Consider the following 23,766-nt stretch of genomic DNA (forward strand, 5'->3'; position numbering starts at 1 on the left):
TTTTGTACCTTAAGGTGTTCCATTGGGGAAAGGTTTAGGAAATTTAATGAGTTTTATGTTGAAAATTGTTGTTTTTGTGTCGATGATGGTTGCGCTTGCCGCAGCCCGCGATAGTCTAATCTTCAATGGAATTGTTCAGGATGATTCGTTTGAATCTGGTGAAAAGCTAAATATCGAAATCCTTGAAACGGGCGAGGCTTTGCAGACGACCGTGGGAACTCCTTTTAGCGTGGTTCTCCCTGCCGATACGCTCTGGAACATTTGTGTGACAAATTCCGATACGTCCGGTGCTGAAAAGGAAAAATGCTATGAACTTTTGTATTTCGGAAACGATAGTACTTTCAGCAAGACGCTTGGCCCCGACGCAGTCACGGTAGATGAATTAGGAACTCGGAATTCGAAATTAGGAATGGCGTCGAAGGAGCCTGTAGACTCTGCCGAAGGCGCGGCAATCTCCGATAGCACATCCGATGTCGATGTGGAAAAGCTTCTTGCTTCGGGAACCGCAAACTCGAAGGTGACCGAACTCAAGAAAGTCGTGGTGCAGCTGCGTCGCCGTCCCAAGCGCAAGCCGGGTGAATCTGTGGTGAGCGCCAAATCCATCAAGCGTATGCCGGGCCTTGCCGAAGCGGATGTTATCAAGAGCATCCAGGCGCTTCCGGGCGTTGTCGCCAGTTCCGATTTTAGCTCCAAGATTTATGTGCGCGGAGGCGCTGCCGACCAGAACCTGTTCCTGTTCGATAATGCGGTCGTTTATTCGCCGGTGCATTTCTTCGGACTTTTCAGTACATTCCTCGTCGAAGGCATTGACGATGTGCAGTTCTACAAGAGCGGATTCCCGGCACAGTACGGCAATCGCTTGAGTTCCGTGCTCAAGATGGATGGCCGCGCGGGCGGTCAGGATTCTGTGGAGGAATGGTTCAGCAAGTCGAGCATCAAGGTCAGTACATTTGCGGCTCAGCTCCATACCGAAGGCCATAAGGGTCCTGCGCGTTGGGTGCTTGCAGGCCGTACGACCTACATCGGCTATGTCCTTGATTTGTGCAATGCGATTGGACTTTTGGACCTTGACCTCGATTACGAATTTACGGACTTGCAGGGAACCTTCATGTACGACTTTTCTAAAGATACGCGCATGAAACTCAGCTTTTATATCGGCAAGGACCGCTTGGAATTTGACCCGCTTTATATGGACTGGGGAAACATCGCAATCCCGCTTGGATTCTACCACCGCATCAATGGCAACTGGGACTACAATGCGACACTCGCTTACAGTAAGTTCTACCAGACGATGAAGGTGAGCGACCTCATGTCGATTGAAATGCTCCTTTACACGTTTGCCGGTAAGCAGTGGCTCAACTATCGCGGTATTGAAAACCATACGATTACTTTGGGCTACGAACTGGAATACGATTATGAACGGTATCAAGAATCGATGGCGTCGATCTCGGTTGCTGATATTGAAAAGCCGTTCCATCATGTGGCTTATGTGCAGGATGCCTGGAAGATTTCGCCGGATTACTTGCTGCAATACGGTTTGCGATTCAATTATCAGACGGCATCAAAGCACTTTGGCGTAGAACCGCGAGCCTCGTTGAACATCAATCTTGACGATACGAAGTCGTTGGAACTTTATGGTGGTTACTATTTGCAGTATATGAATTCGATTGTGTATACCGACCAGGAAACGCTAAACGAGTTCTATTACCCGGCAACGACAACGACGGATGGCAAACATATCAAGCCCGCTTCATCGTGGTTGCTTGCGGCGGAGTATAGCCATCGCGACCTGTTTGACGGTTACGATTTTACGGCTGGAGTTTATTACAAGACGCAGAACAACTTGAATACGTTTGCGATGAAACAGGATAGTAGCGATGAATCGTCTTCTAAAAAATTAGTGCTTGCCGATAATTTTGGAACGGCTGATGGATATTCCTTTGGTTATGAACTTTCGCTCCGCAAAGATAAAGGCTGGTGGTTCGGTGGAATTAACTGGAGCCAGAGCATCAGCGTTGCGCGTTCCAATGACGGAACCAAGGCGTATTACCCGAGTTGGCATCAACCGTATGCGCTAAAGATGGATCTGGGCATCAATTGGAAGGGCGATGAAGATGCCCTTTGGAAGCATAAGAAAAAGGGGCGTTATTTGCGCTCTTCCTTGGCGCTCAAGTATTCGTCGGGAATGCCGATTAGTGAGTACAAAGGTTATTACTTGCAGCAGGAAATCGGAACGCAAAGATATTCAGACGATATCGTTGTTCTTCCAGGAAGCCGCAATGCTGGCCGCCAGACGGACTATTTCAGGATTGACCTGAAGGCGATTGACATGGGACGCGAAGGCAAGTGGAACTTTAGCTGGACTATTATCAATTTGACGAATCACGATAACATGTTCTTCACTTTCTACGATACGCGCAAGACTCCGCCGAAGAAAACAGAAATTACTCAGTTCCCCTTTTTACCGATTATGTTGAATTATGAATACTACTTTTAGACGAAAGAACGCCGATTCTCGGCTACAGACTAGAGACGAAAGAAAGAATGAATGTGTCATCCTGAACCCATTCGACAAGCTCAGGGTAAACTCCGTCGAAGGATCTTGCAGGCGAGTCCTCTCGTCTCTCGTCTGGATTCTCTTGTCTGTTTTTCTCGCGGCCTGCGATTTTCATGGCCCGTGGGAATACTATCCCGAAGACCGTGAAGTCTATACGGGAATTTATACGTACGGATATATCCTTGCCGATGGTGATGCTAATGTCTGTTTTTCAAAAGTGTATGAATTGGACGAAGCCTCTTCACAAGACTTCGCTTTCTATGACAGCGCTGATGTGACGATTAGCGGTTTGTTTCGTAAAAACAGTCAGGAAACTGTAAATGCTACGATTCAACTTGATAGCTACAAGTTGAAGGTAAACTGTTTTTATACGCCTTATATGCTTCACCCAATTTCGGGCGAATCGTATGAGTTGAACGCTTCCTTTAAATGGGATAGCGCTGGCCATATGGTGAAATCGACTTATAAAGCGGTCGCGACGATCCCGAATGCTGTGAAAATCAAGGGCATGAACGCTCCTCAGCAAGATGGTTCGTATAAGTGGATTGAAAAACGGAATAACGATACTTCAAAGCGTTTTTTCCTTGATCCGGATTTTACGGTATCCTTTTTGGAATTTCCGATGGATATGGAATTTGTAAAAGTGGCCCTGGATTACGATCAGTCTGTGCGTGGCGTCCTTTCGATTATGAATTACGACATAAGGGATGGTGAATCGCAGAATACGACGATGAACCAGATGTTCAAGGGAATGACCGATGCCGATGAAAAGGGGTACAGGGGAGTTTCTATGCATGATCCTCTGGAAGAACAGCAAAACCTTGGTTTTTCATCGAATCGTACGGTTGCTGGAAATAAAAATCTTGACACGCTTTACCTGATGAATATGATGCTTCCGATAGGAACATTCTCAGTTGACCTTTATTCGACCGATGACGCGTATATTGACTATGTGGAGAAGGTGAAGCAATCGGTTTCGGATTCACGTTTTGTTCCGGAGTCGAATATCCAGAATGGAATGGGCGTGTTTAGCGGAATGGCAAAAACGACGGTTACTATAGAAGTTACTGGCGATGCTGTAGGCTTTTCTCACATCGCTTGGGCGAATTGTAAAGACACTAAGGGCGACAATTCCGATAGCTGGGATTCCCGTGGGTGTAGGCTTTATCAGGATGTTGCTTGTTCTGGAATGTCCGGTGAAGATGTGCATTATTTAGAAGGCTTGGTGGAGGCTAATGAAAAGGCTGCTTTGCTTTATAGGGATTCTGTCTATAATAGGGGCTTGAGGACTTGCTATGCGTCTAATGTAAAAGCTGCGATGATGCTTGATACGACGAAGTGGTCTCAGTTCTTGCCGGATACGGTCAATGCGGAAGACAAGGCGAACGCCTATGCAGACGGCTTGAAACGCTATTGCGTGGCAAGTAATTTTGAAAGTAATCACATTGCAGATTGTTCTGCGCTAAAACGGGATTGCTTGGAGGATCCTGAACAAAATTACTGCAAGGAATATCTGTGGCTCTGGTGCGCTGACCGTGGTTGGAATTTGGATGAGTACGAACAGTGTAAGTCTGCGCTTGTGAGCCGTTATTATCTCCAGGAATTAAAGTCTAGTGTCTTAAAACGCGAGGTCGAGAATGTGTGCTATGGACTGGGCGCAGAACCCAAAATTTGCGAGAACTGGTGCAGTCTCAAGGATGGTCGTGTAGAATGTCAATGATTCTTGAAAATTTTTATCAAACACGGTGACACTTTTGATGGGTCAAGGTGTTTAAATAATGTAATTTAGAGACAACCTATTTGGAATAGTTATGAAACGATTGAATATATTGCCTTTTGCAGTCCTTGTTTTCTCGCTTTCGGGCCTTGCCTTTGCAGACTACGAGTCCGAAATTCGCGACTTGAAACTGCAAAAGGAAAAGCTGAATTCTGAAATTCAAAATTTGAATACTCGAATTGCATCGACGGATTCGATGCTGCGTGCAGATGCGTCTCATCGCCAATTGCTGGAACAGCGCTACAAGGCCGATGTGGAACGCCGCAATCTGGAAATTGATAGCCTGAATGCGAAAATCCGTAAGGTGGCCGCTAGCCTCCAGCAGGAACGCAACAAGCAGGCTCGCGCAAAGAACAAGAGCGATAACGTGGCTGCCAAGCGCCGCGCCTTGCGCAGCGAACTTGCCAAAATCTGCAAACAGCTCGAAATGCAAATTGCGCAGACGCTCCCGTGGGAACGCGACAAGCGCCTTGACCGTGCAAAATCCTTGACGCGCGAAATCGAAAGCGGTAACGTGACTGAAGAAGAAGCATTTTCTCGCATGAAGTCGCTTGTGAATGAAGAAATCAAGTTCGGCGATGAAGTTTCCGTGGTCAATAGCCCGCTTACTCGCAAGAACGGCGAAATTGTGAATGCAACGATTCTCCGCATTGGCAACCAGTGGATGGTCTATATCGATGAAAATGGCGCTTCTTACGGTCGCCTGGAACGTAAGCTCGAAAACGATAAAGTTGTTTACGAATGGAACGAAGAATTGAATCTTGAGGAACGCGCTGCCGTGAAGCTTGCCATTGATGTGAAACAGGCGAAAAAGCCGCCTCAGATTGTAAAATTGCCTGTAAGCCTTTCTGTTGTGGGAGGCGTGAGATGATTTTAGACGAAAGAACGGGTAAAGCCCTACAGACGAAAGACGAAAGAGGCGAGAGTCGTGAAACCAAGTTTACTTGTTTTCATGACCGAGCCGACCAGTCTTGCACGGAGTGCAAAGACGAGAGAAATGGTGTCATCCTGAGCGGAGAAAAAAACGTCATTGCGAGGAACTCGGTGACGAAGCAATCTATGCGTCGAGTTATTTTTGCACTCGTGTTAATGCTCGCCTCCTCTGCTTTTGCATGGCCGTGGTCCAGCGACAAGAAAAGCGCCGAAGACGAAGCCCGCATTAAGGATTCCTTGTTGCAAGTCGAAGTGCGCAATTTGCAGCGCGAAGTCGAAACGCTCACTCGCATCCGTATGCAAAAAGCGGATTCCCTTGAAAAGCTCGATGCCAAGCATTGGAGCAACCGCTATGCCGAATCGCAGCTGACCGAAGAACACCAGAATAAAACACGCGAACTGGACGGCCGCTATTCCAAGCTTTCGACAGATCTTGGCCGCGTCACCGAAGAAGTGATGGCGAACAAGAACGTCACCGAAGAAGCCGAAGAAAAATCCAAGAGCGAAGAGGTTGCATTTGATGCGCTTAACACGCAAGTGAAGCTTTCGATTGAAAAGACGCTTGGCGATGTGGCGGGCGATTATCCGGTCGGAATGAACAAGCGCCTTTTGAACTTGAAACGCGCCAGTGCCGAAGCCGAAAAGAAAGTGCCAAATACGATTGCTGCGGTACAGGGCTACATGGCAGATTTGCTTGCCCGTCACGAAGTCACTTATACGCAGTCTTATGGTGCAGAGCTTTCGCAGGTCGGTACGCGCCCGGATGTGAACGTGAATCGTTTGCGCTTGGGAACGGTGTTCCTCGGCGAAGTGGCAAACGACAATGGCGATGTGCAGGCGTTATTGCGTTCTGGAGCTTTGCAAGGAAAGGTCTTTGAATGGAATGCGAATTTGCCGACGGAAATGGCGGCGAACATCAAGGCTGCTGTGAACCAGGCAGGTTCGGTGACGAGTGCTGCAACAGATGCGCCGTCTGCGATTATCGCGATTCCGTTGGATGTGCTACAGAACAAGGCCATCAAGAATTCCATCACCGATACAAAGGAACTTACCTGGACCGAAGAATTCAAGGCGTTCTTCAAGAAGGGCGGTATTGTGATGTATCCGTTGATGCTCGTGGCGATTATTGCCCTCCTCCTGTTCCTTGAACGATTCATCATGCTCTCTTATCGTGGTCATCTCGGCCGTCGCTTTACCAAGAAGATGGATGCGCTTGTCGCCGAGAAAAAGTACGAAGAAGCAGCAAATCTTTGCCTCAAGAAAGAGACGAGTCTTGCAATGGTGCTGTTTGCGGTGCTGAACAAGGTGAATGACACTCGCGAAAATGCGGAACGCTCCCTGCAAGAAGCGTTGCTCCGTGAACAGCCGAAACTCGAACGCCGCATGGGCCTTTTGGCGGCAATGGGTACGATTGCTCCACTCTTGGGCTTGCTCGGTACGGTGACGGGTATCATTACGCTCTTTACCGTGATTACCGAAGTCGGGACGAATGATGCCCGCGTACTTGCAGGCGGCATTTCCGAAGCTCTCGTCACGACCGAAATGGGCCTTGTCATTGCAATCCCTGTGATGATTTTGCACGGTCTTTTGAGCGAAAAAATCGAAAAGATTACCAGCGAACTCTATGTGCAAAGCACCTCGCTTATGAATAAAGTCTTCGGAAAGGAAAGTAAGTAAAATACGTCATTGCGAGCCAAAACAATCTCATCTGAATTATGACTGATTTTCATTACATATTCATAGAATCCCTGCGGAATACGTACGAGGCGGGTGGGGTAGTGATGCTCCCCATCCTCTTGGCGGGCGTTGTTGGGTTCTACTTCCTGTTTGCGAGCTGGCTGCGCATCGGTAGCGACTTTTTCAAGAATGATATCCATAAAGTCGTAAGGCGTATGCAGCGCAACTTGACCGGCGAAAAGTCTGATGCGGGAACCGAGTTGAATTCTGATGAACATCGTATTCAGGCAACTCTGAAGAATCTTCGCAAGCGCGGTGGATTCCTTTCGAGAGAGCTTTCTTACGCGATTGAAATTGCGCAAAAGAATTATGATGAATTCCGCGACTACATGCAAGTGCGCATGATGAAAAGCGTGCGTTACATGGAACAAGGGAACCACATCGTCATGGTGATGGCCGCAGCCGCCCCATTACTTGGCCTCCTTGGGACGGTTACGGGTATGGTCTCGACCTTTGAAGTGATCACGTTATACGGAAACCAGAACCCCGTGCTGATGGCCGATGGAATTTCGGAAGCGTTGATTTCAACGCAGAGCGGTCTTTTGATAGCGTTCCCGCTTACGCTCTTGAAACAGCGCTTGGACGAACGCATCGAAATCTTGAAACAGGAAATGGAACTTGGTGCAACTGTAATCGACAACTATTTTGCGGCCCGTGCTAATGAAACTGATGCCGAGAACTCTCGCTTTACTCGTCATTGCGAGCCGTAGGCGAAGCAATCTAAGGAGTTTATAATGGACTTTAACTTACCGAGAAGAAAACAGAAAGACGTGGGCATCGAAATGGGCCCGCTGATGGACATCGTGTTCATCTTGCTCATCTTTTTTGTGGTGACGTCGTCGTTCACTCGTGAAACGGGTGTCGATGTGACTAAGCCGCAAGCGCAATCGGCAAGTCAACTTGAAAAGGAAAACTTGCTCATTGCTATCACGCGCGAAGGGACGATTCACATGAACGAGCGCCAGGTGGATTTGGCGAGCCTGCAAGACATCTTGAAACAGTCTCTTGCCAAAGCGCCTGGCCGCGAAGCTGTCGTGATTGCCGACAAGGAATCTGAAACAGGCGTTCTCGTCCAGGTCATTGACATGTGCAATTTGGCCGGCGTCAAGAAAGTCTCCATCGCCGCCCAAGCAGAGTGATGCTTTGTAAACGGAATGTACCAAGAACACGTCATTGCGAGCGTAGCGATATACAAGACTTGGAACTTTAGTTCCTTAGTCGCGTTAGGTTCGAAGGAGCAGCAATCCAATAAATTCTTGAAATAGCATCTTGTCATTCTGAGGACCGTAGGGACGAAGAATCCAGTTAAGTTTTTAATTATGCAAAAGTTTATAAAAAAGTTTTTAAAGCGTTTTACAATCCTTCTCGCGGCGATTCTCGCGAGCATGGTTCTCGTATTCTCTGTGACGATGGCGAACTTGTTCTTGACGGGTAAAATTTTCCACGAAAAGAAATTCGTCAAGACCGAAGTTTCTGTGAAAAAGGTTGAAGAAGTCGAAAAGAAGATTGAGAAAAAACGCACTGCTCGCAAGCCGAACCGTCAAAAGTCCAATTCGCGCTCGCCTAAAGCGGGTCCGCGTTTTGCTATGGCTCTCGGCGCTGTTTCTGGAACAGCAGGGGCCGCCATCAATAGCGAACTCGTTGCCGATTTCAGAGGTGGCGCGCTCTCTACAGAAAAAGGCGATGTCGATAAAAAGCCAGAAAGCCGCTCTGTCGCAAATTTCCAAGTGCCGCCGCAAATCCGTGACCGCGAAATTGATGCAACGCTTCGTCTCAGTTTTTGTGTGGATGTCGGAGGCCGTGCGTACGACATCAAGGTCATTGAAGAATCTCCCGCAGGCTCTGGACTTGCGCAAGCGGGAAAGGATGCTATCGCTCGCATGACATTTGCACCCGCCGAAAAAGATGGCAAAGCCGTCGCCTTCTGCGGAATGGAACAACCCTTCGAAGTGAAGTTTAGAGATTGATTGAGACAAAAGACGGATGAACAATAATGGCGCTTCGCGCAAAAGAGAAAATTATGTTTAATGAATGTGTAAATAGGTATTGTAGACAACGGGGTGATTCTTGTTTTGCGTCACTCTCGTCTCTCGTCTCTCATCTTTCGTCTGTCCTGCTTATTTCCCTTTTCCTCGCGCTTCCCGCATTTGCCGCGCAATCGTCTTTTGACTTGATGGAACGCGCAAACGCTCTTTATCGCAGTGGAAAATTCAAGCAGGCCATCCTCTTGTACCGCAAGGCCGAAGACCGCGGCGCCGATCCCGTTGCCGTGAGTTTCAACATCGCCAATAGCTATTACCAGATGGACAAATATCCCGAAGCCGCCGCCGCTTACCGCAAGGCCGTGGACTACTCCGAAGGCAATTTTGCACCCGCCCTTTTCAACATGGCTAGCGTCTACTTCCGCTTAAAGCAGTTCCCGGAATGCATTGCCGTTTACCACCGTGCGCTCAAACTCGACCCCGATAACATTTCCGGTTGGCTTTACCTTGGCGAAGCCTACACCAAAACCGGCGACAAAGTCGGTGCCCTCCGCGCCATCGAAAACGCCTACCGTCTCGACAAAAATGACATCAGCATTGTCTACCAGCTCTCCGAAGCGAACATTGCCTTGAACGACTTTGACCGAGCCGTTGCCGTAATCCGTGAAGGCTACACGCTCCATCCCGAAGAATCCGATTTTCTCGTGTATCTCGGCGACGTCTACCGCCTGAACAAGAATTTCGAAGAAAGTGCCAATGCCTACCGCGAAGCCCTCGGCGTGAAACTCGACGATGCGCAAATTATGTACAAGCTTGCCGACGTCCTTGCCGAAGATAAAAAGCCCTACATCGCGATGGAAATCTTAAATAACATTCTGCAAATCAAACCCGATTTCTCTGATGCCGCCATCTTTATGGGAAACCTCGCGTACGACGCCAAGTTCTATGACCGCGCCGAATATGCCTACGAGCTCGCCGCCAAAAACGGAAACGCCGAAGCCGTCTTTGGATTCAAGAATATGGCCTACGATGCCCATGCTCAAAAGCGCACGGAAGAATCCGTGCGCCTGCTGAAGCTTGCGTTAAAATATTATCCAAACGATGCTTCCCTCACCGCCGACTTGCTTGAAATGCAGTCCGAGAAGTGAAATCCATTTTGGGGGAGACAAAGTTAAGGAGTCGAGTCCGGCTTCCTTTGTTTTAACCCCGTTCAAAAAGAGCCCCTATAAGACCTACTTTTGAATATACCTTATTTTATGCGGCTTCGCAAACGATTCTGCTCTGGAAAAGTGCTGAAATCTATAGTTGACAAAATAAACGATTTTGCTAACGGTTGATTGCAAAATTTGCAAAGTTTCACTTTTTGAGAATTCGCTGTTGTAGATTAGAACCTCCAAACTTAATGGAGGTGTAATTATGAATCAATCTATTCCTGAAAAACTGAAAGGTAAAACCTACATCGATCCAAGAACTGATACGGGTTTCAAAAATTTGTTCGCCAGCAAGGATGCCATCAAGGACTTCGTTGACGGAATCCTACAGCTGAAGGGCGATGACCAAATCAAGAATCTGAATTACTCGTTTGAACATACGTTAAGGTTTATGATTCCCGAAGAGCGAAAAGTCATTTTGGATGCTTTCGCAACTACGGGTTCTAAGCGTTTCCTCAATATTGAAATGCAAAAGGCTGACCATAGTTTCTTTATCGACCGCACTATATTGTATAAGGCGTTCTTGATTATAAAAGGCAAGCATGAAATGGATAAATCAGAAGAATTCAAAATGCTCGCAAAAGAAGAAAAGGAATACCGGCGTTACGAAATCCCCGAAACAATTTCCATTTGGATTTGCGACTTTGAATTGCCTTACTGTATGGAAAATTACATCGATGAATGGGCTATTTATAGCAAGGAAATGTTGAATGGAGGAATCGTCGAGATGTTATTCCCCAAAAATAAGTATATTATTGTAAGTCTGCCGAAGTTCAATAAGACCGCAGACGAGGTAAAAGGTCCTGTTGATGCTTGGCTCTATGTGCTCAAGCACGCGCATGAAGGCGGGCCTCTCCCTGACTTTGGGAATGGCTTTGTCAATGAAGCCTTGAACCGCATAAAAATCGAGAATTTGGACAAAACCACTCTAACCGAACTGGAACGAGAAATGATTGCAAAAGAAGAAATTGAATGTCGTTTGGCTGGTGCCAAGATTGAGACTCGATTTGAAATGGTCGATGCGATGCTTGCTAACGATATTCCTATTGAAAAAATCGCTATTATTTCCGGTATTCCTCTGGACGAAATCAAAAGGCGCAGCGCACAGCGCTGATGTCCCGTTGAGATAATTCCTATAGCTCTGGCAAGTTTAATCTAGCGAAGATTAGCTCATCGTGAAAGCGATGCTTCCCGCTACCCTCAAAAGTGGGTCGATTTCGACACCTTTGAAATCGGGATTGTTAAATTGTTTCCATATTCCCAAGAATTCAGCCGCAGACTTGCTCGAAACGCAGTCCGAGAAGTAACTGTGAATTTTTACGTAAATGGCTACGATGAATGATGCCTTTTCTCGTAGCCTACAAATGTTCCGTCTTTTTTGTACAATTCGTTGTACCGAATCCACATCGGATCGCCATGGCTTAATTCTTCAACCGTATAAGAAAAGTCATTCAAATCAAAGAGGTATAAAACAACGTTATCATTTCTGCGAACTAGTGCATAAAGTTCACTGCAATGAACGCCATCCGTTGAGTTGCAAAAATGTTTGCTGGACATTCCGTCTAAAGCAAAATCGTTCATCATGAAGCAACGTTGGTAAGTAATGGCGATCAACGTATCTCTTTCCTTTTCTACCGCATTTTTTATATGTGAACTGATTTCTTTGGTTAACCCGCATGGAGTGGCTAGACCATTTTTATAACACATTTCAAACGGAATCAAGGAATCTATTTTTCCCATTTCATATCTACGTTTTAGACGTTCTTCGTAAATTGAAGAAAGAAAATCATCGATTTTGAATTTTTGGGCAAAGTTTGATTCATTGATGTGAATGTCGAATTGTTCTTTTGGCCAATTTGGAGCGAATCCTGTTAAAACATTTTCGGAAAAGAGTTTCTTTGAAATGGTAATATGTGCGTATAGATCGTTGCACATTTTCCCGTCTTTTGATAAGCATTTGGATTCAACCGAATCATCTTCATTCAAGTACATTTCCGAGTAGTTGGCGAATTCTGGTGATGTTGAATAGGAAATGAAATCAAGTTCGACTTTGAGAGCTTTTACAGAATCGTTGTAGTTCAATTTTTTTGTAATGCTTACAAGCAGTGTTGAATCCATGGAGCAAGGATGCTTTACCGTAAAACCGTCAATGTCAGAAAAGCAAACTCTATAAAAGATTTCATGGTTTAGCGTGTCTAATATATCGTTTGAGTCGTTAACTTTAATCATAAGCTTGTTTACATCTTCAAGAACTTTCCTGATGCGGCCTGAATAAATGTCGTTCGTATCGTTCAATTCAAAAAACTTGCCAAGGCTTACCGAATCCATAACACTGTAGGTTGTCAAAGAAATAGGCTCGGCTTTCTCTTCGCATCCGACTAAAAACGTGAAAAGGCAAATAATCAAAATTCTAAAAAACATCTTAAACCTCATGATGAGATAAACTAAAAAAAATTGCATAAAAAAACGGCGGTTTTGCCGCCGTGAAAGTCCTATTTTTTAGTTCTACTCTTTCATGTTCTCTTTGCAAATCGGGCGCGCAATTTTGGGGGCTTTGCGGGCCAGTTGCTCGATTGTAATTCCCGTGAAGTAATCCTTGATGATTTTTGCCAGGTCTTTCCACATCGGGAGTGTCGGGCAGATGTCCGCTCGGTCGCAGCCGTTTTTCTCATCGGCGACGCATTCCACGGGGCTCATCGAAGTTTCGATGACACTCAGGATTTCCCAGACCGTGAGTTCAGCCGCTGGCTTTGCAAGCTTGTAGCCGCCACCCTTGCCGCGTGCGCCTTCGAGCACATTGTTTTTTACGAGGACTCCAAGAATCGCTTCAAGATACTTTTCGGAAAGACCCTGACGTTCTGCCAGGTTGTGCAGCGGGTGGAATTCGGACTCTCCGTTTGCTGCCATATCAATAATAACGCGAATAGCGTATCGACCCTTTGTAGATACTCTCATGATTCTTTGACTCCTTTAGACCAAATATATATATAATTACAATTATTGTAAAATTTTTCCTACAAATTTTATTGGTTTTTCCTCGCCTTATAGCCCCCCTTTACATATTTTTTTACTATCAGCGGTAAGAAAATTTTTCTATATTGCCTCGCATTATGGCAAAGATTCTCTTTAAAAAACAGTTATCTCCCGCGGTATTCCAATTCCGCGTCCACGCCCCGCTGATCGCGCAAGAACGTAAGGCAGGACAATTTATCATCCTCCAGACGAACAAGGACAACGGTGAACGCGTTCCGCTCACTATTGCTGACGCCGATACGAATGAAGGTTCTATCACCCTCATTTTCCAGACGGTTGGTAAGACGACGACCGAACTTTCTAAGTTCGAAGTCGGTGACGATATCCCGGTCTTGGTTGGCCCGCTCGGTTCTCCGACCCATATCGACAACTTTGGTCATGTGGTCTGCGTTTGCGGTGGTGTCGGTATTGCCCCGATGCACCCGATTGTCCAGGCCCTCAAGGCTGCCGGCAACAAGGTAACGATTATCATGGGTGCCCGTAACGAAAGCCTCTTCCTCATGAAGGAAGAAATGACCGCTCTCGCTGACAACATCATTTTCATGACCGACGACGGTTCTTATGGCCGCAAGGGTCTCGTGACTGAACCGCTCAAGGAACTCTGCGAAGATACCAAGGGCAAGCCGGACATGGTCATCGCTATCGGTCCTCCGATCATGATGAAGTTCTGCGCCCTCACCACCAAGCCGTATGGTGTGAAGACTGTCGTTAGCCTCAACAGCATCATGGTCGATGGTACTGGCATGTGCGGTGGTTGCCGCGTCACTATCGGTGGCAAGACGAAGTTCGTCTGCGTCGATGGTCCGGAATTTGACGGCCACGAAGTCGACTGGAACAACATGCTCCAGCGTATGGGCGCTTTCAAGCCCCAGGAACAGGAAGCTTTGCATCGCTTCGGTGCAAATGACGGCCACAAGTGCAATATCGACAAGATGGCAGATGCCAAGGCTAAGGAGAGCAAATAATGTCTGAACATATGACTCGCGAACAGTTGGACGCCGCCGCCAAGGTGGAACTTGAAAAGATTAAGGCTCTTCCGCAGCCGCTCAAGCCGAAGGACAAGACTGCTATCCCGGCTCAGCCGATGCCGCAGCTCGAACCGTCCTATCGCGCACGCGTGATGGAAGAAGTGGCTCAGGGTTACACCGAAGCTCAGGCTATCGTCGAAGCTAACCGCTGCCTCGCTTGTAAGAAGCCGTTCTGCGTCGAAAGCTGCCCGGTGCACATCGACATTCCGGCTTTCATCGCAAAGATTGCCGAAGGTGACTTCAAGGCTGCTATTGCAAAGATTAAGGAAACGAGCTTGCTCCCGGCAATATGTGGCCGTGTGTGCCCGCAGGAACGCCAGTGCCAGATGAACTGCACGATGGGCAAGATGCACAAGGACGTGAACCAGGCTGTCGCAATCGGTCGTTTGGAACGCTTTGCTGCTGACTATGAACGCAACAACGGTGGTGCAACGGTTCCGGCCGTTAAGCCTGCTACCGGCAAAAAGGTGGCTGTGATCGGTTCCGGTCCTGCCGGCCTGGTTGTCGCTGCTGACGTCCGCCGCGAAGGCCACGACGTGACCATCTTCGAAGCTTTCCACAAGCTCGGTGGCGTGGTCCGCTATGGTATTCCTGAATTCCGTCTTCCGAAGAAGATTGTGGACAAGGAAATTGAATCTCTCGCCGCTATGGGCGTGAAGTTCGAAACGAACTTTGTGATTGGCCGTACCCGCAAGCTCAAGGACCTCATCGAAAAGGATGGCTTTGACGCTGTGTTCGTCGGTACCGGTGCTGGTCTTCCGTTGTTCATGAACATCGAAGGTGAAAACCTCGTCGGTGTGTTCGCTGCTAACGAATACCTCACCCGCGCAAACCTCATGCGCGCTTACGACAAGGAAAATGCCGATACGCCGATGTGGCCGGGCAAGAACGTTGTCGTCCTTGGTGGTGGTAACGTCGCTATGGACGCTGCCCGTATGGCACTCCGCCTCGGTGCAGAAAAGGTCCGCATCATTTACCGTCGTAGCATGAACGAACTTCCGGCCCGTAAGGAAGAAGTTCTCCACGCTCAGGAAGAAGGTGTCGAATTCTGCGTGTTGCAGAACCCGGCCAAGATTCTTGGCGACGAAGCCGGTCACGTCCGTGGCATGCTCGTCGACAAGTACGAACTCGGCGAACCCGATGAAAAGGGCCGTCCGCGTCCGGTCAAGGTCGAAGGCGCAAGCTTCGAAATCGAATGCGACACCGTGCTCGTTGCAATCGGTAACGGTTCCAACCCGCTTATCAGCAACACCACTCCGGAACTCTCCGTCGACAAGAAGGGTCACATCCTTCTCGAAGATGCAACCGCCAACAAGACTTTCATGGAAAAGGTCTATGCAGGTGGCGACATCGTGCTCGGCGCTGCAACTGTGATTCTCGCCATGGGCGAAGGTCGTCGTGCTGCTGCAGGCATTAACGAATTCCTCAAGAAGTAATTCTTAGGCTGTCATGCCGGACTCCGTTCCGGCATCGGTTTACGCATTTCAAAAGAGGATGGCTTCGGCCATCCTTTTTGTATATCATTCCTTTTTGTCAATTCTTCCTTTTTTGTGACATCGCCTTTTTGAAATTCTTTTGATTATATTCAAAAGAAAGGTTATTTAAGGAGATGTTATGGATTGGTCAAAAATTTTAGGAATCACCTGTGGCATTGCATTTTTTGCAGGCTCTGTTTCTGCAGCCACTCTTCCTACAGCAAAAGAAGTTCAAGCTAAGATGGGTATGGGCTTCAATATCGGTAACTCGATGGAAGTGCCGAACAACCCGACTTTGTGGGGCAACCCATTTCCGACACAGGCTTTGCTCGACTCCGTGAAGGCGGCTGGCTTCAATACGGTGCGTATTCCTTGCGCTTGGGATAGCCACACGAGTGGCGGCAAGGTCACCGAAACCTGGCTTGATTCCGTGAAGACGGTTGTCGATTACGCGATGCGCGCTGGTCTCTACACGATTTTGAACATCCACCACGAAGGTGAAGGTGGCTGGTTCCAGAGCAACATCGGCACGAGCGTTGATAACACTATCGACAACAAGATGAAGACTTACTGGACGCAGATTGCGAACAAGTTTAAGAACTACAACGAACGCTTGCTCTTCGCCGGTGCAAACGAACCTGGCCCGAATGTGAACACGTGGACATCGCAGCATGTGTCTACGCTCATGCATTATTACCAGACGTTCATTGATGCTGTCCGCGCTACAGGCGGCAACAACGAAACCCGCACCTTGATTATTCAGGGCCTCAATACGGACATCGACAAGTCCGTCGCAAGCGCTCCCGTAAGCACTTTCCCGAAAGACAAGGTCGAAGGCCGCTTGATGTTCGAAGTTCACTATTACGATCCGTACCAGTACACGCTTATGACGAGTCAGCAGGATTGGGGCGCCAGCGAACCGATTCAGCCGCAGTACTACTATGGCGACTACACCAAGGCTAGCGAACCCAAGCACAACGCGGGTTACAATGCCTGGGCGGGTTCTGTAGATTCCAAGCTCGGGAGCATTGTGCATCCGCAAGAACAGTTTGCCAAGATGAAGACGAATTACGTGGACAAGGGCTACCCGGTCATTGTCGGTGAATTTGGCGCCAACGTACGCACTCCGGAATTGAGCGGCTCTGACTTGAACCTCCACAAGCAGGGGCGCGTACAGTGGCACAAGGATGTCGTCTCGGCAGCAAAGCAGTATGGCCTCACCCCGATTCTCTGGGATATGGGCAACGAAAGCAATACCGGCTACGACAACATGGCTTACATCCGCCGTCAAAGCTCGCCGGTGGGCAAGGTTCTCGAGGTGGATGTTATCAACGCCATGCGCGGTGTGTATGGTCTCGGCAATTACGTGAACAATGGCGTCACGCACGTCGAAGACTTTATCAATGGCGGCTCGGAAACGCAGTCTAGCTCCAGCGTTGCAGTTTCAAGTTCTAGTGAAGTTTCGCAGCCTAGCAGTTCGTCAACAACCGCTTTGCCGACCGTTCTCGCGGGTGGTCCGAAGAATCTCCGCCGTGAAGGCAATACGCTTTATGCTTCCGGCGATATTATGCTCTTCGACGTGAACGGAAATCTCGTCCGCTCCACGAATAACATGTCTGCCGAGCAGGCTCAAATGCGGCTGGACGGTCTTCGCCAGGGCAATTACATCGCCAAGTGCAAAAATAGCGTCTTGCAGGTCCAGGTCCGCTAAATAGCCTTGCTCAACGTCATCCCGGACTTGTTCCGGGACGGCTTTGGCGTAACCATTCGCCGGGGCTTTCTCGTTACCTCGGAAACCTATAGTTCCTTGTATTATACACTTTGTATAATATAGACTTTGCAATATTTAAAAACTCAAAAAAGTTGCTATCCTGGCTGCGAAATAACGTTTTCTGTATAATACGAATGTTGACTTTTGTATTGTAAAAATTTATTTTAAAATCCATGAAGTCGATTTTCGAGTACCGCGATTACCACCTCTATTTGCAGGATTACTACGACGAACGCAAACGTCTAGGATCTTTTTCGTGGCGTGAATTTTGCGGGAACGCGGGCTTTTCTTCGCCCAATTTTTTAAAGCTTGTTGCCATGGGGCAGAGCAAGCTCAGCAAGGTTAAGGCGTGTCAAGTTGCCAAGTCGATGGGGCTTGTTGATTACGAAGAGCAATTTTTTTACCAGCTTGTAGTTTTGGGCAATGCAGAAAACAGTGAAGTCCAGAGAGCGGCTCTTCTTGAAATGCAGCGAATCGCGTTAGAACACCAGGTTCGTGTTGTTGACAAGGAAGCGTTCCAGTATTATGAATCTTGGAAATATCCCGTTATTAGAGAACTTGCACCGCTAATGCCTGGGGCGACCCCCCGTGACCTTGCTGAAGAATGCAAGGAGTACGTCTCTGCTGAAGAAGTCCGCGATGTTCTGGAATTTCTTGTGAAGGCGGGATTCCTGAAAAAAGAAAGCGAAAAAGTTTATGTGCAGACGGAACAGACTGTCATTGGTTCCAAGGACGCTCTCCCGATCGCCATCCGCGCGATGCACAAGGAAATGGCCATTATGGCTGCCCGGGCTGTTGATCGTTATACAGCGAATGAACGCTTTTTTAATGGCGCGACGCTTAGCGTCAACCAGGATGCGTATAATAAAATAGTCGATGAAATAAAGGCTTGTTGCAAGAAGGCTGTGGCCATTGCTAACGAGTGCGGAAACTTTAATCAAGTTTGCCGAATCAACTTTCAGTTCTTTCCACTCACAGACAAAATAACAGGTAACGGCCGTGCTTAAGAATCTCTATTTACTAGTCCTTCCTTTACTTGTTCTTGTTGCTTGCTCTAGTGATAATTATGCCACTGGAACGGTGGACCCCAATGCTGGTCCGGGAATAGCGCAAGGTGACAAGGTTTCAAGTAGCTCTGTGTATGATAGCTCTGACTCAAATAGCAGTTTGGGTAGTAGTTCGTCTGTTGGTGAAATTTTTGTTGTGAAATACAAGAGTGTCGTGAATAAAGGTGAAGAAATGCTGAGCGTCAGTTTTGAATGCGGGGTTTCGGCGACATATACAATTGTCGAAGTGTCAAAGGGAAATGTTGAAAAAAATAAGGGCCAAATAGATGTGTACTCCGAAGAAAAGGGTGCCTCGGCATCTTGTACAATTGGCGAAAAAAAATATTTGTCCCAGTTTAAGCTTGGGCGGAATAACCGCATGGAAAGAAGTATAAAACTTGAAAATTTTGGCAGCGGCTGCGATGGGCTTTTCGAACAGTTCAAAAATCTTTGCTTGCTTCAAAATGCAAGTGATGAATTTAGTGGCGCCTGCGACGAAAGTGGAACCCTCGAAGCCTATTGCGCCTATTTTGACGAGTCTGCTGTGTTCGACACCCTTTTGGACGATTTTACCGATGAATCCAAAGTCAATTGCGGTGAAAGTAGCGTCCATATCGATTCTTTTGGAATTTAGTCCTTTGTCAAATCAGCAAAACTAATTGATTAAGCCCCATTCCTAACGCCCGCTCTGCAATCTATTTTCTAAGCAGAGACGGTACTTTTTCTTTGAACTTGTCATGCCTGCCGCCGAGCAGGCATCTCCTTTATGACAAAAAAGATGAAGTCGCAAAACAAGGTGGCTTTTATGAAGTTAGGATGGTTTGGTAAACATTTACGCACGGCTCTCGCTTTGACGGGGGTTGCGTGCGGTCTCGGATTTTCACAGGATGTGCTTTACCCCGACATGTTCGCATTGTCGGATGTGCAGCTTTTGGATGGCGTTTTGAAGGAACGCCAGGACTTGAACGTCGAAACTCTCCTCAGTTACGATGTGGACCGCTTGCTTGCGCCGTTTTACGAAGAAGCGGGCATGAAGCCGAAGGCGAGCAAGTTCCCGAACTGGGCAGGCCTCGACGGCCATGTGCTCGGGCATTATTTGAGCGCTTTGGCGATGCATTACGCCGATAACGATGACGTCCAGGTCAAGAATCGCCTCGAATACATCTTGAAAGAACTCAAGACGATTCAGGATCAGAATTCCAAGGACAACAATTTCAAGGGCTATATCAGTGGCGTTCCCAACGGCAAAAAGATGTGGCTCAGCATGAAGAGCGGCAATGCCGGCGCGCAGAACGGCTATTGGGTGCCGTGGTACAATATCCACAAGCTTTATGCGGGTCTCCGCGATGCCTACGTTTATGCGGGCTATGAACAGGCAAAGACGATGTTCCTCGCGCTTTGCGACTGGGGCATTTCGATTACGAACGGCCTGAACGATTCCAAGATGCAGCAGATGCTCGGCACGGAACACGGCGGCATGCCCGAAGTTTACGCCGACGCCTACAAGCTCACGAAAGACGAAAAGTACCTGAATGCGGCCAAGAAGTGGTCGCACCAGTGGCTTTTGAATCCGATGTCGCAGGGCAATGACAACTTGACGAATGTCCATGCCAATACGCAGGTGCCGAAAGTTGTGGGCTTTGCACGAATCGCAGAACTCTCGGGCGATGAAAAGTACCAGAAGGGCTCCGATTTCTTCTGGCAGACTGTCGTGAACAAGCGCAGCATCGCAATCGGTGGCAACAGCATTTCGGAACATTTCCCGGCGCTCAACAATCACAAAAAGTTCATCGAAGAACGTGAAGGACCTGAATCCTGCAATACGTATAACATGCTCAAGTTGACGGAACGTCTGTTCAACATCAAGCACGATGCGCATTACGCCGACTTCTATGAACGCGCACTTTTCAACCATATCCTTTCGACCATTCACCCGACGCATGGCGGCTATGTCTACTTTACGCCGGCTCGCCCGCGCCATTACCGCGTGTATTCCAAGGTCAATGCGGGCATGTGGTGCTGCGTAGGCTCGGGCATGGAAAATCCGGCCAAGTACAATCAATTTATTTACACGAAAGATGGCAACTCGCTTTACGTGAACCTCTTTGCCGCTTCCTTCTTGAATTGGAAAGACAAGAGCATAAAAATCAAGCAGGAGACGGCCTTCCCGAAGGGTGAACGTTCCAAGTTTACGATTACCGGTAGCGGCGATTTTGATATGCAAATTCGCCACCCGTATTGGGTCAAGGAAGGTGAATTCAAGGTCATCGTCAATGGCGATACGGTCGTGAAAAAATCGACTCCGTCGAGTTATGTTTCTGCCGGAAAGTCCTGGAAGTCGGGCGATGTCGTCGAAGTGCTTTACCCGATGTACACGCATGTCGAAGATTTGCCGGGCGTGACCGATTACGTGGCGCTTTTGCATGGCCCGATCGTGCTTTCTGCAAAGACAGGAACGGCTAACTTGAATGGCCTTGTTGCCGATGATGGTCGCTGGAGTCATATCGCGTCCGGAGCGCTGGAAGCGCTCGATCAGGCGCCGATGCTCGCGAGTAAAAAAGAGGATATCCCCTCGAAGGTGGAACCGGTAAAGGGCGAACCGCTGCACTTCAAGGCGCCTTATCTTTTTGCGAAGCAAAAGGACGCGAGCCTGCTTTTGCAGCCGTTCTATGAAGTTCACGATGCCCGTTACATGATGTATTGGATGGTGCTTACGGACCCCTCGATTCTCGACCGCCTCGAAAAGGAGCAAAAAGAAGCTTTGGCACTTGACGAAAAGACGGTCGATAAAGTTGCTCCGGGCGAGCAGCAGCCAGAAGTGGACCACAAGATGAAAACCGAAAATTCCACCTCCGGCACACATCAGGGCGAATTCTACCGTGACGCTGGCAAGTGCTCCGGTGGCGATGGCGGCCTTATCAGCTACGAATTCGAGACGAATAGCGAAGATTCCCTCAGCCTCATGGTGCGTTACTGGGGTAACGAAGGTTGCACTCGCACATTCGATATCTCGATTGACGATGAAAAGCTCACGACCGAGACCATTTCGAACCGCTGGAAAAAGGACGAGTTTGTGAACGTTACGTATCCGATTCCAGACAATATGATTAAAGGCAAAAAGATTGTGCGCATCTCGTTTACAGCAAGCTCGGGAATGGTGGGCGGCATCTATGGCGTACGACTCCTCCGCAACAAGCCGAAGCCCGTTGTAGAAGGCCCGCCGATAAGCATCAAGCCGGTTGCTGCCGTAAAACAGGGCCTTCGCGTACGTGCAACATCGCAAACGCTTCAAATCGAATCGGCCGCAGCTCTAGCCCGAACGATGAACGTAAAAATTTATTCAATGGACGGGCGCCTCAAGCTTTCGCAAATGCTCCCCGCAGGCGCAAGTGAATTTAACGTCGATATCGCGGGTCTCCAGAACGGCAATTACATTGTTCGCCTTTTCCAGGATGGCCTCGTGCGCGGCTACACGCTATTCAACAAAAACGGCCTTTAGGCATTTTCTAATGCGTCATCCTCGTGTGCCCCCGTCATCCTCGCGAAACAAAGACGCTTTCCTCCGCCTCCGTCATCCTCGCGAAGCGAGGATCCATACATCCCATGTTACGGATGCGAGACTATTCATCCTTCACGCAGCGGATGGAAAGAGCGTAATCAAATTTATCGATTACATCGTTAAAAATATCCTTGCTGGTTGCTGTAAGACAGAAAATGCTTGTCCAGAAATAATCGTTCCAAGTTATTGGGGTAATATCATGTATGGTGCGGTCTATTTGTCTGGTTGTCCAAAAGCATGTTTTTTGTCCGGCTTCAAAACATTTATTGCTAGAAGATGCTCTACATCCCCCAGTAGGGAGGGCGCTGAATCCCAGGATGTCGCTACCGTTTCCGTCATCGCGCCAATCATCAGTCGATTTTAAATCTGTTGCAAAGTTGTTTACTGTACTTTTTAGCAAAGCCCATTCGTCATGCGATGGAATATGCCAATTTTCAGGGCAGATTCCGCGATAGAAATTAAAAGATTCTTCTGTTTTGTAAACCTGTTCGGTGCAAAAATAATTGTAATCATAGTAATCATCCGTGTATTCTGATAAAGCGTTGCAATCCATTGTTGCTTCCCATATGTATAGCCTGCCGTATTTTGCGCAACTGTCGGGTTCGTTGTTGTAGCACCAGCTGGCCGAATCCAAATCGTCAAATGTATGTGGATAGGCATAGTTCAGGTTTTCTGCCATCCACCATTGGTCACCGATTTTTACGGTCTTGTAGACTTGACCATCGCGCTCGTCCGTCATTGTACCATGTTCAACTTGGATTATTTTGTCGTCCTTGACACAACGGATTGAATGTACTTCCCCTCTATGAAAGGAAGTTTTTTCTACAAGATTGCTGAAGTTTGAAAATTCTATACCTTCTACGATGTTGTCATTGAATTTATCTCCGTATAAGTCTACAGAAGACCATAAAAAAGCGTGTTTTTTTCCAATGCTATCTTGTAAAAAATCTGGAAGCATTATTTCATTAATCCAGTAATGTCTTACAGTGTATAACGATTCAATGGATGAATTGGCATAATTGACATAATTACCCATATCCGATTCTGTTGGTATGTGCCAATTTTCGGGGCATACACCTCGAACCCCTTTGGCAGGCTGGGCTTTGCATGAACCGCTGCCTTTTCCACATCCTTTCCCATCTAAGCTAAAGATTCCGGCGCTGTCCATTGCTGCAGACCATAAATAAAGTCGTCCAAATTTTTTGCAGTTTTCTAGTTCGTTGTTATAGCATTCACTAGAAGAATCTTTTGTTGAGGTTGGTTGTGAATAAGCGTAATTTAGGTTTTCCGCCATCCACGTTTGTTCACCAATCTTGATTGTTTTATATACTTGTCCATCACGTTCATCGATTAATTCGTCATATGAATATGGTGCCCAAGTGGAAGAGCTGATTTCGGAACTGCTGGAGAATATGTCGAATGAAGATGATGATGATCCAAATTCTTCTGAAGATGACGATTCTGCAAAAGAACTAGATGATTCATCGTTTGGTGGATTTGTGAAAATGTCGGAGGGATTCTCATCGCTACAGCTTAAAAATAAAATCCCAACAAGTAGGCAAAAGAATAAATTCCGCATAACGCCTCCAACTATTTAGAATATAAATAAATTCTCTTATAATGGGAGACCTTATGCTTTATTTTGATTCCATGGAAT

18 protein-coding genes are annotated in these 23,766 nt (G+C 47.6%); 15 read left to right on the top strand and 3 right to left on the bottom strand.

The window, feature by feature from the left end; all coding sequences use genetic code 11:
• Positions 1–55 precede the first annotated feature (55 nt).
• The 9 genes from ACJMM9_RS04325 (at position 56) to ACJMM9_RS04365 (ending at position 11,311) form a co-directional block, all read left to right on the top strand.
• The gene (locus ACJMM9_RS04325) at positions 56–2,497 is read left to right on the top strand and encodes a TonB-dependent receptor plug domain-containing protein (RefSeq protein ID WP_405324165.1); all 2,442 of its coding nucleotides are present in this window, start codon (positions 56–58) and stop codon (positions 2,495–2,497) included.
• The gene (locus ACJMM9_RS04330; protein WP_405324167.1) at positions 2,481–4,277 is read left to right on the top strand and encodes a hypothetical protein; all 1,797 of its coding nucleotides are present in this window, start codon (positions 2,481–2,483) and stop codon (positions 4,275–4,277) included. The genes ACJMM9_RS04325 and ACJMM9_RS04330 overlap by 17 nt, the downstream gene beginning before the upstream one ends.
• Positions 4,278–4,368: 91 nt before the next feature.
• Positions 4,369–5,205, top strand: coding sequence for a DUF3450 family protein (locus tag ACJMM9_RS04335; RefSeq protein ID WP_405324169.1), 837 nt, complete (start codon positions 4,369–4,371; stop codon positions 5,203–5,205).
• Positions 5,202–6,944 (top strand): MotA/TolQ/ExbB proton channel family protein, encoded by a 1,743-nt coding sequence (locus tag ACJMM9_RS04340; protein WP_405324171.1) that lies wholly within the window; start codon positions 5,202–5,204, stop codon positions 6,942–6,944. The genes ACJMM9_RS04335 and ACJMM9_RS04340 overlap by 4 nt, the downstream gene beginning before the upstream one ends.
• A gap of 38 nt (positions 6,945–6,982) precedes the next feature.
• Complete coding sequence (locus ACJMM9_RS04345; RefSeq protein WP_405324173.1) at positions 6,983–7,714, top strand: MotA/TolQ/ExbB proton channel family protein; 732 nt, start codon at positions 6,983–6,985, stop codon at positions 7,712–7,714.
• Positions 7,715–7,738: 24 nt separating this feature from the next.
• On the top strand, positions 7,739–8,143 hold the full coding sequence (locus ACJMM9_RS04350; RefSeq protein ID WP_405324175.1) for an ExbD/TolR family protein: 405 nt from the start codon (positions 7,739–7,741) through the stop codon (positions 8,141–8,143).
• A gap of 180 nt (positions 8,144–8,323) precedes the next feature.
• Positions 8,324–8,971 (top strand): energy transducer TonB, encoded by a 648-nt coding sequence (locus ACJMM9_RS04355; RefSeq protein ID WP_405324177.1) that lies wholly within the window; start codon positions 8,324–8,326, stop codon positions 8,969–8,971.
• 53 nt (positions 8,972–9,024) lie between these two features.
• Positions 9,025–10,134 (top strand): tetratricopeptide repeat protein, encoded by a 1,110-nt coding sequence (locus ACJMM9_RS04360; protein WP_405324179.1) that lies wholly within the window; start codon positions 9,025–9,027, stop codon positions 10,132–10,134.
• A gap of 268 nt (positions 10,135–10,402) precedes the next feature.
• Positions 10,403–11,311, top strand: coding sequence for a PD-(D/E)XK nuclease family transposase (locus ACJMM9_RS04365; protein WP_405324181.1), 909 nt, complete (start codon positions 10,403–10,405; stop codon positions 11,309–11,311).
• A 215-nt stretch (positions 11,312–11,526) separates the two neighbouring features.
• On the opposite strand, the gene ACJMM9_RS04370 is transcribed toward ACJMM9_RS04365, so the two are convergent.
• Entirely contained in the window at positions 11,527–12,618 is a 1,092-nt protein-coding gene (locus ACJMM9_RS04370; protein WP_405324183.1) for a hypothetical protein, read from the bottom strand.
• A gap of 84 nt (positions 12,619–12,702) precedes the next feature.
• Positions 12,703–13,152, bottom strand: a complete 450-nt coding sequence (locus ACJMM9_RS04375; RefSeq protein WP_405324185.1) for an RrF2 family transcriptional regulator — start codon at positions 13,150–13,152, stop codon at positions 12,703–12,705.
• Positions 13,153–13,307: 155 nt separating this feature from the next.
• Between ACJMM9_RS04375 and ACJMM9_RS04380 the strand changes: the two genes are divergently transcribed.
• From ACJMM9_RS04380 to ACJMM9_RS04405, 6 genes are all read left to right on the top strand, one after another.
• Entirely contained in the window at positions 13,308–14,195 is an 888-nt protein-coding gene (locus tag ACJMM9_RS04380; protein WP_290763413.1) for a sulfide/dihydroorotate dehydrogenase-like FAD/NAD-binding protein, read from the top strand.
• Positions 14,195–15,694 carry an NADPH-dependent glutamate synthase gene (gene gltA, locus ACJMM9_RS04385; RefSeq protein ID WP_085491167.1) on the top strand — a complete coding sequence of 500 codons (1,500 nt, stop codon included), beginning with the start codon at positions 14,195–14,197 and terminating at the stop codon, positions 15,692–15,694. The genes ACJMM9_RS04380 and gltA overlap by 1 nt, the downstream gene beginning before the upstream one ends.
• 178 nt (positions 15,695–15,872) lie before the next feature.
• Complete coding sequence (locus ACJMM9_RS04390) at positions 15,873–17,444, top strand: glycoside hydrolase family 5 protein (RefSeq protein ID WP_405324187.1); 1,572 nt, start codon at positions 15,873–15,875, stop codon at positions 17,442–17,444.
• 233 nt (positions 17,445–17,677) lie between these two features.
• Positions 17,678–18,511 (top strand): TIGR02147 family protein, encoded by an 834-nt coding sequence (locus ACJMM9_RS04395; protein WP_405324189.1) that lies wholly within the window; start codon positions 17,678–17,680, stop codon positions 18,509–18,511.
• The gene (locus ACJMM9_RS04400; RefSeq protein ID WP_405324191.1) at positions 18,504–19,184 is read left to right on the top strand and encodes a hypothetical protein; all 681 of its coding nucleotides are present in this window, start codon (positions 18,504–18,506) and stop codon (positions 19,182–19,184) included. Before ACJMM9_RS04395 ends, ACJMM9_RS04400 begins: the two co-directional genes overlap by 8 nt.
• Before the next feature lie 171 nt (positions 19,185–19,355).
• Entirely contained in the window at positions 19,356–22,049 is a 2,694-nt protein-coding gene (locus ACJMM9_RS04405) for a beta-L-arabinofuranosidase domain-containing protein (protein WP_405324193.1), read from the top strand.
• 121 nt (positions 22,050–22,170) lie between these two features.
• Here ACJMM9_RS04405 and ACJMM9_RS04410 read toward each other — a convergent pair whose 3' ends face one another.
• A complete protein-coding gene (locus ACJMM9_RS04410; protein ID WP_405324195.1) occupies positions 22,171–23,688 on the bottom strand; it encodes an FISUMP domain-containing protein in 1,518 nt (505 codons plus the stop codon).
• Between the last annotated feature and the right edge of the window lie 78 nt (positions 23,689–23,766).

The sequence above is a fragment of the Fibrobacter sp. genome (assembly GCF_045112255.1).
In the GTDB taxonomy this organism is placed as follows: Bacteria; Fibrobacterota; Fibrobacteria; order Fibrobacterales; family Fibrobacteraceae; genus Fibrobacter.